Annotated in this window: 13 protein-coding genes, 1 tRNA gene and 2 rRNA genes; 2 read left to right on the forward strand and 14 right to left on the reverse strand. The window is 44.4% G+C overall.

Going from position 1 to position 12,753, the window contains the following annotated elements; translation table 11 throughout:
• Positions 1-39: 39 nt before the first annotated feature.
• The 4 genes from ACRC6Q_RS13340 to groES form a co-directional block, all read right to left on the reverse strand.
• Positions 40-981 carry a diguanylate cyclase domain-containing protein gene (locus tag ACRC6Q_RS13340; protein WP_431466786.1) on the reverse strand — a complete coding sequence of 314 codons (942 nt, stop codon included), beginning with the start codon at positions 979-981 and terminating at the stop codon, positions 40-42.
• Positions 982-1,212: 231 nt separating this feature from the next.
• Positions 1,213-2,058 (reverse strand): DegV family protein, encoded by an 846-nt coding sequence (locus ACRC6Q_RS13345; RefSeq protein WP_431466787.1) that lies wholly within the window; start codon positions 2,056-2,058, stop codon positions 1,213-1,215.
• A gap of 302 nt (positions 2,059-2,360) precedes the next feature.
• A complete protein-coding gene (gene groL / locus ACRC6Q_RS13350) occupies positions 2,361-3,992 on the reverse strand; it encodes a chaperonin GroEL (RefSeq protein ID WP_223634932.1) in 1,632 nt (543 codons plus the stop codon).
• Between the two features lie 31 nt (positions 3,993-4,023).
• Positions 4,024-4,308, reverse strand: coding sequence for a co-chaperone GroES (gene groES, locus ACRC6Q_RS13355; protein WP_006831533.1), 285 nt, complete (start codon positions 4,306-4,308; stop codon positions 4,024-4,026).
• A 115-nt stretch (positions 4,309-4,423) separates the two neighbouring features.
• Here groES and ACRC6Q_RS13360 point away from each other — a divergent pair, with 115 nt between their 5' ends.
• Positions 4,424-5,359: a CPBP family intramembrane glutamic endopeptidase gene (locus ACRC6Q_RS13360; RefSeq protein ID WP_431466788.1), complete on the forward strand. Its 936-nt coding sequence runs from the start codon at positions 4,424-4,426 to the stop codon at positions 5,357-5,359.
• Between the two features lie 77 nt (positions 5,360-5,436).
• On the opposite strand, the gene tatC is transcribed toward ACRC6Q_RS13360, so the two are convergent.
• The 3 genes from tatC to ACRC6Q_RS13375 all read right to left on the reverse strand — a co-directional run bounded on the left by tatC (position 5,437) and on the right by ACRC6Q_RS13375 (position 7,152).
• Complete coding sequence (gene tatC / locus ACRC6Q_RS13365) at positions 5,437-6,222, reverse strand: twin-arginine translocase subunit TatC (protein WP_431466789.1); 786 nt, start codon at positions 6,220-6,222, stop codon at positions 5,437-5,439.
• Positions 6,223-6,234: 12 nt separating this feature from the next.
• Positions 6,235-6,429, reverse strand: a complete 195-nt coding sequence (locus tag ACRC6Q_RS13370; protein WP_146558198.1) for a twin-arginine translocase TatA/TatE family subunit — start codon at positions 6,427-6,429, stop codon at positions 6,235-6,237.
• 90 nt (positions 6,430-6,519) lie between these two features.
• Positions 6,520-7,152 carry a redox-sensing transcriptional repressor Rex gene (locus ACRC6Q_RS13375; RefSeq protein ID WP_223634926.1) on the reverse strand — a complete coding sequence of 211 codons (633 nt, stop codon included), beginning with the start codon at positions 7,150-7,152 and terminating at the stop codon, positions 6,520-6,522.
• A 132-nt stretch (positions 7,153-7,284) separates the two neighbouring features.
• Between ACRC6Q_RS13375 and ACRC6Q_RS13380 the strand changes: the two genes are divergently transcribed.
• Entirely contained in the window at positions 7,285-9,219 is a 1,935-nt protein-coding gene (locus ACRC6Q_RS13380) for an ABC-F family ATP-binding cassette domain-containing protein (RefSeq protein ID WP_431466790.1), read from the forward strand.
• A 380-nt stretch (positions 9,220-9,599) separates the two neighbouring features.
• Here the strand turns inward: ACRC6Q_RS13380 and tsaD are convergent, their stop codons facing one another.
• The 7 genes from tsaD to ACRC6Q_RS13415 form a co-directional block, all read right to left on the reverse strand.
• Complete coding sequence (gene tsaD / locus ACRC6Q_RS13385) at positions 9,600-10,619, reverse strand: tRNA (adenosine(37)-N6)-threonylcarbamoyltransferase complex transferase subunit TsaD (protein ID WP_431466791.1); 1,020 nt, start codon at positions 10,617-10,619, stop codon at positions 9,600-9,602.
• The gene (gene rimI / locus ACRC6Q_RS13390) at positions 10,612-11,067 is read right to left on the reverse strand and encodes a ribosomal protein S18-alanine N-acetyltransferase (RefSeq protein ID WP_223634920.1); all 456 of its coding nucleotides are present in this window, start codon (positions 11,065-11,067) and stop codon (positions 10,612-10,614) included. Before rimI ends, tsaD begins: the two co-directional genes overlap by 8 nt.
• Positions 11,064-11,759, reverse strand: coding sequence for a tRNA (adenosine(37)-N6)-threonylcarbamoyltransferase complex dimerization subunit type 1 TsaB (tsaB, locus tag ACRC6Q_RS13395; RefSeq protein WP_223634918.1), 696 nt, complete (start codon positions 11,757-11,759; stop codon positions 11,064-11,066). The genes rimI and tsaB overlap by 4 nt, the downstream gene beginning before the upstream one ends.
• The gene (gene tsaE, locus ACRC6Q_RS13400; protein ID WP_431466792.1) at positions 11,756-12,208 is read right to left on the reverse strand and encodes a tRNA (adenosine(37)-N6)-threonylcarbamoyltransferase complex ATPase subunit type 1 TsaE; all 453 of its coding nucleotides are present in this window, start codon (positions 12,206-12,208) and stop codon (positions 11,756-11,758) included. Before tsaE ends, tsaB begins: the two co-directional genes overlap by 4 nt.
• Positions 12,209-12,349: 141 nt before the next feature.
• Positions 12,350-12,422 (reverse strand) — tRNA-Asp (locus ACRC6Q_RS13405).
• Between the two features lie 18 nt (positions 12,423-12,440).
• Positions 12,441-12,556 (reverse strand): 5S ribosomal RNA (gene rrf / locus ACRC6Q_RS13410).
• 70 nt (positions 12,557-12,626) lie between these two features.
• Positions 12,627-12,753 (reverse strand): 23S ribosomal RNA (locus tag ACRC6Q_RS13415); the annotation flags it as partial.

The following is a 12,753-nucleotide window of genomic DNA, read 5'->3' on the forward strand; positions in this document are numbered from 1 at the left end:
TAATTTTTTTGAACCCGTGTACGTGTTTGGAAGAACTGCCTAGAAAAAGTTATATGTGTTTTTCCCTGAAGTTTTTGCACGATACAATGCCTGGTCTGCATTTTTCAAAAGCGTCTGTAAATCATCTGTGCCATTGACCGGGTACGTGACAATCCCGATGCTTGCAGAAAGTTGATAGTCGGCATCCCATGTACTTAAGCTTTTAAGCACATATTCTGCCTGCTTGCCCATTTCTTCTTGGCTGGATAGGTCGGTTAAATGAATGAGGAATTCATCTCCCCCTAATCTGACCGCAAAAGCTTTAGGATGTTCAGCCACATACTGTTGAAGCCTCGAAGCGACTTCCTTTAACACCAAATCCCCCGTATCGTGGCCATGGATATCATTTACTTTTTTAAAGCCATCCAAATCCAGAAAGAATAGCACTCCTGCTGACTTAGAGCCATCTTCAAAAAACTTTGTTAGATAATGTCTGTTGTATAGTTCAGTCAACGAATCTCTATAGGCAAAGCGTTCCAAATACAAATAATACGAGAACATCCTAACGATTCTTTGCAACAATTCGACACTCTTTTTGTCAAACTGACTTTCCTGGTCATGTACCGCACATAATGTTCCAAACCTTTCGCCATTCATCAGAGAAATAGGAATTCCCAAATAAGATCGGACGTTAGCTTCTTCAAGTGCATTTCTTAAATCATCCAAACTGCTTTCTTTCCTAGTATCCTCATAAATCAATGGTTGTTTGTTATCAAAATCGACTCGATTGCAAATCGTTTCGTTCAGATTTATAATCAGTCCTTCGGTAATAAGAATATTTGTATCATTATTTGATAGCTTTAGAATCATTTGCTGTGTATCGCTGAAGGAACTTAAATAAAGTAATTGGTCAGGCAATATTTCTTTTGCCAAATCAAGTACATCGCTACTCAACTCATCAAAGTTTTTATACATCTGTAATTCTTGAAATGTCGTTACCATAAAGCAAACACCTCGCTTATTATCATATTTTTCTTTTATTCATCGACCAGATGTCATGTAAAAGGCAACAGACTTAAATCTGTTCCGCCATTTTTAGAAAGTTCCATATCTTACTGTATTTCTTAAAGTTTAACATATAAAAAGAAGAATATAGCAAAAAGAAAGTAAGAGACAAAGCCACTTTGGCTTCGCCTCTTACTTTCTACACTTCTTAAATTTCGCTGCGTCAAATCAATAAGCAACCCAGCTTAACCCAGTAGTTCCTTCACCGGCGTGAACTGCCACACAAACACTCAGTGAAACAACCGGCACTTTTAAATCTGGAAACTCCTGCAACAGCTCACTCTTCCAGATTTCTGCATCCGGTGCGTTATTGCAGTGAATCACAGCAACTTCAGATACAGTGCCCCGGTCCATATCCACGCGAAGCGACAGCACTACCTTTTCTTTTGCCCGCTTGTTTAAACGGACTTTTTCTTTCATGACCGGTTTGCCGTCCTCAAAACTGATGACCACTTTAATATTCAGCAAATTGCTGACGAATGCTTGCGTTCCTGAAACACGTCCGCTTTTATGCAATTGCTTTAAACTCGAAGGAATAAAAGACAACTTCGATTTAGTAGTCATTTCAGTAATAGCTGCAACTACTTCATCTATGCTCTTGCCATTTTCCAACAGCTCATCACCAGTTTCAATCATTTTCACCATGGGGAAAGAACCAATCTTGGAATCGATTGGATAGACTTTTAAATCGGACATTTTTGCAGCTGCCTGTGCGCTTTCAAACGTTCCTGAAAGCCCACTTGACAAGTGCAGCGCAATCGCAAAATCATATCCTTCTAACTGCAGCTTTTCGTATAAAGAAATCATTTCTCCAATTGCAGGCTGCGAAGTTTTCGGTGAGGCTTTTGCTAAACGTAATTTATCGTAAAACTCTACTTGTGTAAGGTCAATCGATTCACGAAACGATCCATCAGAAAAAACCACACTAAGAGGCAGGATGTGTACATTGTGTTTTTGGATAAAAGCCTCATCCAGTTGCGCAGCAGTATCTGTAATCCAAGCGATTTTCTTCATTCAAAACTTCTCCTCTAAATGCAAATTTACTATCAAAGTATGCGGTCTACAGCTAACTTACAGGACAGCCACAAAGACTACTAGTGACAGTCGTCACATACGGAAAAAGTTGTGAATCAGCCGACATGATTTGAACATATATAGGTTTTTCCTTTCATTTGTAGGGAGATGAAGAAAGGAGTTTTAAGAAAAAAGCCTCTCACCAATTCAATGAATTGGTGAGAGGCTTTCAGGATTTAGATTGATTATGGTTTGGTGAAGCATTCTTTAGTCTTTAAAAAATCGAAGACTAAAAGAATTTGTTACATCATGCCGCCCATGCCGCCCATATCAGGCATTCCGCCCATTGGTGCTGCTGGTTCAGGGATGTCTGCGACTACTGCTTCCGTCGTCAGGAACATAGCTGCAACAGATGCTGCGTTCTGTAATGCTGAACGGGTAACTTTAGTTGGATCGACGATTCCTTCATCCACCATGTTGACCCATTGGCCGTTAGCGGCGTTGAAGCCGATACCGACTTCTTCGGATTTCAGGCGGTGAACGACGATTGATCCTTCAAGGCCTGCGTTTGTTGCGATTTGGCGAACTGGCTCTTCCAGTGCACGAAGTACAATGTTGACGCCTGTTGCTGTGTCGCCTTCCTCTGTTTCAAGAAGTTCAGCCACTTTGTTATAGACGTTGACTAGAGCTGTACCACCACCGGCAACAATTCCTTCTTCTACAGCTGCACGAGTTGAGTTCAATGCATCTTCAATGCGAAGTTTACGTTCCTTCAACTCAGTTTCAGTAGCCGCTCCGACTTTGATGACTGCAACGCCGCCAGCCAATTTCGCTAAGCGCTCCTGCAATTTCTCTTTGTCGAATTCAGAAGTTGTTTCTTCCAGCTGATTGCGGATCTGTGTAACGCGTGCGACGATTTGTTCCTGGTCGCCGGCGCCTTCCACGATGGTTGTGTTTTCTTTCGAAACAACCACTTTTGATGCGCGCCCAAGCTGAGCGATGTTCGTTGTTTTCAATTCAAGTCCAAGGTCCTCTGTAATCACTTCTGCGCCAGTCAAGGCAGCGATGTCTTCAAGCATTGCTTTACGGCGGTCACCGAATCCTGGAGCTTTAACAGCAACAGCATTGAACGTGCCGCGTAATTTATTGACGACCAATGTCGCCAACGCTTCGCCTTCAACATCTTCAGCTACGATCAACAATGGCTTGCTTTGTTGAACGACTTGCTCAAGGATCGGAAGGATTTCCTGGATGTTGCCGATTTTCTTGTCGGTAACCAAGATGAACGGGTTATCCAGAACCGCTTCCATTTTATCTGAATCCGTCACCATGTATGGAGACTGGTATCCACGGTCGAACTGCATACCTTCTACAACATCAAGTTCTGTCGTGAAGCCGCGTGACTCTTCCAATGTAATGACGCCGTCGTTGCCAACGCGCTCCATTGCTTCAGCGATCAGTTTGCCGACCTCTTCATCCCCCGATGAAATAGCTGCAACTTGTGCAATCGATTCTTTGCCTTCGATTGGCTTGGAAATAGCTTTCAATTCCGCAAGTGCATTTTCAACGGCCAATTCGATTCCGCGGCGGATGCCAACAGGATTCGCGCCCGCTGTAACGTTCTTCAACCCTTCACGGATCATTGCCTGTGCAAGAACCGTTGCTGTTGTTGTTCCGTCACCAGCGATGTCGTTTGTTTTAGAAGCAACTTCCGCAACAAGTTTCGCTCCCATGTTTTCAAAAGCATTTTCAAGTTCAATTTCTTTCGCAATCGTTACACCATCATTGGTGATCAACGGCGAACCGAATTTTTTCTCAAGTACTACGTTGCGCCCTTTTGGCCCAAGTGTCACTTTTACTGCATCTGCTAATTTATCTACGCCTTTCAGCATTAAACTGCGTGCGTCTTCACTGAACTTAATATCTTTTGCCATGTTTAGCTTCCTCCTGTGTCGTTGGTTTATTTTAGCCTAAAACTGCTAATATGTCGTTTTCACGTAAAATCAAGTATTCTTTGCCTTCATATTTCAATTCAGATCCTGCGTATTTCGAGAAGATGACGCGGTCGCCAGCTTGCACGTCCAATTCTGTGCGCTGCCCATTTTCACGGATAAGTCCATTTCCTACAGCGATCACATGGCCCTCCTGCGGTTTTTCCTGTGCTGATCCCGGCAAGACGATACCGCTTGACGTTTTTTCTTCCGCTTCGATGAGCTCAATAATTACACGATCTCCTAGTGGTCTTAACAATTGAAACACCCTCCTCAAATTATCTAAATGTTCTCGCTTAGCACTCTCAACCTCTGAGTGCTAACCCACTACCAAGTTTAATAAAATCTTCTGTCTTTTGCAAGCAGGAACCATCATGATTTTGATTTCTTTGCGGTTGTTCTTTGAAAGCTCTACAATAGAAAGAGCATCCATCAGTGAAAGGAATTACATCATGCCCACCAAAAGAAAAACTTTTATAGACAATTTTTTAAAAAATGACCATACGTCACGGCCAAAAACCAAAAACAACAACGGCGGCTCCCGCCCGAAATCCCAGGGCAAAAAGACTCCGTTGTATGTATTATTGATTTTCATCGCTGCACAGCTTTCCCCGATTCTGTTTATCGCTCCTACCCTAAGTTACTTTCAGGGACAGGGAATGGACCAAGAAGCCGCGGCTGCCGCTACATCAGGCTGGCTGATTTTCCTGACGATGGGCATCGGCTTCCTTCTTACCTTGTTCGTCATTTTCCGGGACAAGCGCTTTTTTGATATTTGGCGAGGCACGAAATCCACTGTCTTCATGTCAGTCGTCTGGGGTCTTCTGGGTTTCCTGCTGCTGCTGATCGGACAGTCGATCGCCGCTTTAATTGAAATGCAGCTTCTTGGCATTGAACCAGGTTCTGAGAATACCGCTTCACTGGTCAACATCGCTGAAGCGGTGCCGTTCGCAATCATATCGATCGTATTGTTTGGACCGATTCTCGAAGAACTGGTTTTCCGCCGCGTCCTGTTCGGTTCGCTTAATCAAACGACCAATTTCTTTTTCGCAACAGCCATCAGTGCGTTGGTGTTTGCTTTGATCCATTTTGATTTCACACATTTGCTGCTGTACTTTACTACCGGATTGATCTTGGCATTTCTGTACCAGAAAACCAAGCGCATCATCACCCCCATCATCGCCCATATCTGTTTGAACGGATACGTCATGTTGATTCAACTTAATATGGATAAGATCCTTGAGTTCCAAAAACAGATGGAAGAGCTTCAAACTGCAGGTTTCTTCTTCTTTCAATACCTAATAAAATAGCATTAAAAATGAACGAGCTATGCAGCGTATATGCTGCATAGCCCGTTTTTCTTCAATAAGAAAAAACCTTCCCCGATTCAATTCGGTGGAAGGCTTTGTTGTTTGATGGCTTCTTGCTGTTCTTCGATGATTTGCTGCTGCTCGGCTTTCAAAAACTTGCGGTAGCCGATTTTGGCGATGATGACACTGAACTCATACAGAATGATCAGCGGCAAGGTCACGATCATATGGGAGACGATGTCCGGCGGGGTGATGAAAGCCGCGATAATCACCAATCCAAGATAGGAATACTTGCGGTATTTCGTCATCAGCATCGGTGTGATGATACCGAGCCTCGTCAGAAACAGCATCAGTACAGGCAGCTGGAAGATCAAGCCGAAGGGCAAAGTGATCTGGAACAGAAATTGGAAGTACTCATTGATGCCGATGGTTTCCTGTATGTCCATATTGTCAGAGATATTCAACATAAATCCGATGACGTAAGGAAACAGGATCAAATAGGCAAACGCGATCCCGCCCAAAAACAACAGCAGGGAAAACGGAATATAACTTAACGTCGCTCTCCGCTCTTTATCGAGAAGTCCTGGACTGATAAATGCCCAAAACTGATACATGATCAAAGGAGACGTGATGATCAACGCTAAAATCATCGTTACCTGCATGAAGATCTTCAACGGATCTGTAATTTTGAACGCATTCAGGGTAAGGTCTTTCGCTTCTTCCGTATACTGCAGATACTGGATCAGCGGCTGCGCAAGAAAAAAGCTGACAATAATCGCTAATACAAAGAAAACGACTACAATGGTCAGCCGTTTTCTGAGTTCAACTATATGTTCAACTAACGTCATATCTTTTTCTGTCATCAGACAAACATCCTATCGTATTTCCTTTTGCTCGTCTTTCTTTTTCAAATCTACTTTATCGTCGTCATCGTCTACAAGTCCTTTTGTAGCGTTTTTGAATTCACGCAAAGACGAACCGAATGCTTTTCCAAGTTCCGGAAGCTTTTTGGGACCGAAAACTAGCAAGGCAACAACACCGATAATAATGATACTCATTGGACCTGGCATACGTGGCACCTCCTGTATTATGGCTCTATTTTACATCATTAGAGCCGTTTTGGCTATTTGCAAAGCGCTAGTAAATGTGAAGGTTTTAAGTCATTGCTGCTTGATCTGGTAAATCAATGACTGCAGTTCAACTGACAGATCGATGGTCTGTACACGGATATGGTCGGGCACCGAAATTCGCACCGGCGTAAAATTTAAAATCCCTTTGATATCAGTCTTCGCCAAACGGTCTGTCACTTCCTGTGCTGATCGTGACGGCACCGTCAAAATAACCAGTTCTACCCCGTATTCTTTGATTTTCTCTTCAATTTTATCGGGATGGTAGGTATCGATATCGCTGATCTTTTCGCCTTCTTGCGGGCTGTTCGAATCGAATGCGACAATGATTTTCGTATTGTGGTTGCGATGGAAATTATACTTTAAAAATGCACTGCCGAGTCCCCCGACTCCAATTAATGCTACATTGGTGGCTTCGTCCTGATCCAGTGTTTTACGGAAAAAGAGCAGCAGCTCCTGAACGTCATAGCCATAGCCCTTTTTGCCAAGCGCACCCAGATGTGAAAAATCACGTCGGATGGTAGCAGAGTCGATTTTCATCGCTTCGCTCAATTCCTGTGAAGAAATCCTTTTTTGTCCTGCATTCGCGAAGTTTTGAAGGAAACGGTAGTATAGCGGCAGCCTTTTGGTCGTGGCTTGCGGAATTTTAGATGTCTCATGTAACATACGCTTTCGCATCCTCCTGAGGTGTTGTCAAATCGCTTTCATCTTACATTAGGAACCTTGATATGTAAAGACTTGTGCAATTGCGAACAAACGCCCCATCAGCTACACTTAAGAAGAATAGAGGTGACCTATATGATTGTTTTGCAAGTAAATCAAGTCCATAAATCATTTGGCGCGGAGGAGATTCTTTCCGGCGTCAAATTAGAAGTACAGCATCGGGACCGCGTAGCATTGGTAGGCCGCAACGGTGCGGGAAAATCCACATTACTGAAAATCATCGCCGGTGAACTCTCCCACGACAGCGGCGATATCAGCATGCCGAAAGATTTGACGATCGGCTATTTGGAACAACAGACGAATCTTGAATCGGATGCTACCGTCTGGAATGAAATGATGACGATTTTCCACCATTTCCGTGAACAGGAAGCAAAACTTCGCCGACTGGAAGCACAGATGGCCAAGCCTGACATATACAATAACCCGGAAGAAAACGACAAGGTCATGAAGGAATATGACCTGCTTCAAACGAATTTCAAAGATGCAGGCGGCTATCAATACGAATCGGACACACGGGCTATTCTGCATGGCATGAAATTCTATCCGGAGGACTACGACAAGAAAGTGGTGTCGCTATCCGGGGGCCAGAAAACACGCCTGATGTTGGCGAAACATCTGCTCAGCAAGCCCCAACTGCTTATTCTTGATGAACCGACCAACCATTTGGACATTGAGACGCTGAGCTGGCTGGAGAACTACCTGAAGAATTACCCGGGCGCTTTGCTGATTGTTTCCCACGACCGGTATTTCCTCGATCAGGTGGTGACGCTGGTCTATGAAGTTTCCCGCCACCGCGTCAAAAAGTATACTGGCAACTACAGCCGGTACCTGGACGAAAAAGCGAAGCAATACGAACTGGACCAAAAGCAATTCGAGAAACAGCAAGGCGAAAAAGCCAAGCTGGAGGACTATGTCCAGCGCAACCTGGCCAGGGCTTCAACCACCAAAATGGCGCAAAGCCGCAGGAAAACCCTGCAGAAAACCGAATGGATGGATGCACCCGACGGCAATGAAAAATCAGCCCGCTTCGGCTTCACCATCGACAAGCAAAGCGGCAACGATGTACTGAATGTCCAGTCGCTGAAAATCGGCTACAGCAGCAAGCCGGTGTCCGAAAATATCTCACTGAAGCTTTACCGGCAGGAAAGCCTGGCGCTGGTCGGTCCAAACGGTGTCGGCAAATCGACTTTACTGAAAACCATCATGAAAGAACTGAAGCCGCTCGATGGGGACATCCATTACGGCACCGGCATTCAATTTGGGTATTATGATCAGGAGCAGGCCAATTTAAAGGGCAATAAATTAGTCTTGAATGAATTATGGGATGATTATCCCCTCATCAACGAAAAAGACATACGCGGCATCCTGGGACGTTTCCTATTTACAGGCGACGATGTACTGAAACCGGTCTCCACCCTATCTGGCGGCGAGAAGGCGCGAGTGGCCCTTGCCAAACTGATGATGCAAAAAGCCAATGTCCTGTTGCTCGATGAGCCGACCAACCATTTAGACCTCGACAGCAAAGAAGTGCTTGAAAATGCGTTATTGGATTATCCGGGCACTTTGCTTTTTGTATCGCATGACCGCTACTTCATGAACCGGATCGCCACAAAAGTCATCGAACTCACACAGGACGGAACAACCGAATACTTGGGTGATTACGATTATTATGTGGAGAAAAAACTGGAAGTTGCCGAATTGAAGGCTCTTGATGAAGCCGGTTCAGTAACCGAAGTAAAAGTTGCGGCTCCCGCTTCCACTTCACAAATCGATAAGGAAGCGAAAAAACTGGAACGCCAGCTGGTCCGCCAATCCGAAGAAGTCGAACAGGTTATGGAAAAATTGGATCTGCAAATCACAGACATCGAAGAACAATTGTGTGAACCTGAAATCTTCCAGGACCATGAACGGGTTTTGCCCCTTCAAAATCAATTGGAAGAGCTGAAAGCAGCTCACGAAGAAACGATGACCCAATGGCTTGAACTTCAGGAAAAAATTGAAAATATTTAATTTAAACCGGCTATTAAATTAGCCGGTTTTTTTGTTACTATATATAGGTCAATAGGATATCGTGAAATATTTATTTCCACAGATTTCTCCACAATACTTCGCTTGTCTAATCAACTGTCAACAGGCTTTTCCACATTATCCACAGGTTACGTAAATGTTATACACATAGTTTTCCACTCTAAAGTACACAATATATAGGATAACCACCTTTTACCCCCTAGTTAGTAACAGTTTATTCACAAATTGTGCATAAGTACAAATGTTCTCTATTGACAGAACAATTATGATTTGCAATGTGAAAGTCTGAATTTTATGGTAAAAAAAAGCAAGTAATTTCACACATTTCAGATCGACTGAAATGGTGAAATTACTTGCTTTTACTAAATCCATGACATTAAAGGCATACCTGGACGGCCGTTCATAGCCATCGTGCCATAAAGCCCTTTTTCATACATGATGGTTCCTGCTGCTGCAATCATTGCTGCATTGTCTGTGCATAGAGGTAAAGAAGGAATATAAAAAGGAATTCCTTTTGCTTTGAATGCTGCTTCCAGTGAGTGCCGCAACCCTTTGTTCGCTGCAACTCCACCTGCCGCAATCACTTGACGAACCTCATATTCCTCAGCTGCACGCATAGTTTTTCCAGTTACTACTTCCACTACACTGTTCTGGAATCCAGCTGCCACATGTGCTGGAGCAACCTCTTCCCCGCGCTGCGCTGCATTGTGCATATAATTCAATACGGATGATTTCAATCCACTGAAGCTGAAGTCATAAGAGCCTTCCTCCAGCCAAATTCGCGGAAATGTAACCGCCTTATCAGCCGCATGTGCCAAACGGTCAATATGCGGACCGCCTGGATAGGGCAAATTCAAGGTCCGGGCGACTTTGTCGTAGGCTTCCCCCGCTGCATCATCCCGAGTTTCACCGATTACGGTAAAATCTCCATGCTCTTTCATGTAGATCAATTCAGTATGTCCGCCTGAAATGACCAGTGCAAGAAGTGGAAATTCCATTTCCTGCTCTAACCGGTTTGCGTAAATGTGGCCAGCAATGTGATGGACTCCTACAAGAGGCAACTGGTGAGCAAAAGCAAAAGCTTTCGCAGCATTGACGCCAATCAGTAAAGCCCCAACCAGTCCTGGCCCTTCTGTTACTGCTACTGCATCCAGTTGATGCGGTTCCATGTTCGCCAACTGCAATGCTTCTTCAATAACCAAAGTGATTTGCTCCACATGATGCCTCGAAGCGATTTCCGGCACTACACCACCAAAACGTTTATGACTCTCAATTTGTGAAGCCACAACATTGGAGATGATTTCCGTACCATTTTTCACAACAGAAGCTGCCGTTTCATCACAGCTCGTTTCAATTCCCAATATATAAATGTCTTTATTCATCAAAATTCACCCACATCACTATGGCATCTTCGTAATTGTCCGTATAGTACCGCTTACGGATGCCACCATTTTTAAAGCCTAATTTCCGGTAAAGATTTTGTGCTATTGTATTGCTGACCCGGGCTTCCAGTGTCATGAGGACAGCTCCATGCGCTTTCGCTGCATCAATGGCCGCCTGCATCAAGCCTTCGCCCAGCTTTTTACCACGCTGATCGGGATGAATAGCGATGTTCGTGACATGCGCTTCATCCATTACCAGCCACATTCCACAGTATCCAACAATGCCTTCATCGGTTTCAGCAATTACGTAATAGGCATGCTCATTGCCGATCATTTCATGATAGAAAGCATCTTTGGTCCAAGGCAAAGTAAAAGACAGCGTTTCTATCTCATAGACCTGTTCGATGTCCGCAATCGTCATTTTTCTGAATCTAACTGAGTCGTTCATAGTGCTTGTCCTTCTTGTGCTTTGTTATAATTCGCTTCCGCTTCCGTGATACGGCGATATTCAGGAACAGCGTGATGGACGTCGATTTCCACAGATTCCTGCGCCAGCATAATCAGATTTGATGCCCGCGGCAAACGGTTTTGAACGCTACTAAACTGAGCTGTTTCACCAAGCATTTCACTGATCACTGCTTTATGGAGCACCACATCAACCCCAGTGAACAGCACAGGACGGCCCAATTCTTTGACCTTCGCCAGGAATTCCTTTACATCACTATGCTGGTCGGCCAATACCTGCTCCAAACCAACACCTTCATACAAGCCAATAAAGGCCGTCCCGCGACGAGCATCCATTATCGGGCAAACAAGCCCATCAAATCCGAGCCCGTTTGCAGCAAGCACCTTCAAGCTGGAAACAGTAAGCAGCGGTATTTTCAAAGACCATGCCAAGGTTTTCGCAATGGTCAATCCAATACGGACACCCGTGTATGAACCAGGTCCTTCGGCTACTGCAATATGAGTCAGATCGGCAGGCAGCACCTTGGCTTTTTTCATCATTTCCTCAATTGCGGGCATTGCCGTCAACGAATGATTGATTTTTAAATTTGATGTTTCTTCTATTAAGACCGTTCCATCCTCAATTAGCGCGATCGCCAATGGAGAGTTCGAGGTATCGATTCCAAGATAGATCATAGGTTTAGCTCCCTGCAAATTTTTTCATACCGTCTGCCAATCGGATGCAGGGTTAGCTTGCGCCCTTGCTCTGACTGTCGATTAATGGTTATTTCCAGACGTTCTTTTGGTAAATAGTCTTCTATAAATCTTGCCCATTCAACCACAGATACCGCTTCACTGCTGAAAAACTCATCAAACCCGATGTCTTCATCACTGTTCTCAAGACGATAAACATCGAAATGATTCAGTTCCAATCGGCCAGAATATTGCTTAAGGATGGTGAAAGTCGGACTGTTGACCATCCGTTGAATCTCAAGTCCCTTTGCCAATCCTTTAGTGAATGTAGTTTTTCCGGCGCCTAAGTCGCCTTCCAGCGTCAGCAGATCTCCCGGCTCCAATAAATCAGCCAAAGTGGCTGCAAGTGCCTCGGTTTCTTCGGGCGAATTCAATATAATTGTATACGTCATTTATCATGTCACCTCTATTGAGTCTTTACATAGTTTAGCGAAATTACTGCGGTAAATCAAAATATATTGTTTTGCCGGTATTTTTTAATGAAAACAAAAAAAATAAACACAGCAGGATCGCTGTGTTCATCATTAAAATTACGGTCCCGACCGGGATCGAACCGGCGATCTCCTGCGTGACAGGCAGGCATGTTAACCGCTACACCACGGGACCAAAAAACAAAAAAAAACAGACCAGCGACGTCTTACTCTCACAGGGGGAGACCCCCAACTACCATCAGCGCAAAAGAGCTTAACTGCCGTGTTCGGGATGGGAACGGGTGTGGCCTCTTTGCCATCATCACTGGACTGTTTTTTTGAGCTTGTTCGCTCAAAACTGGATACACGACACCGGAACATGCAAGGATTCCGTACAAATTTGGTTAAGTCCTCGATCGATTAGTATTCGTCAGCTGCACGTGTCGCCACGCTTCCACCTCGAACCTATCTACCTCATCGTCTTTGAGGGATCTTACTTGCTTGCGCAATGGGAAATCTCATCTTGA

This window comes from Planococcus sp. SE5232 (genome assembly GCF_050686535.1).
Classification (GTDB): Bacteria; Bacillota; Bacilli; order Bacillales_A; family Planococcaceae; genus Planococcus.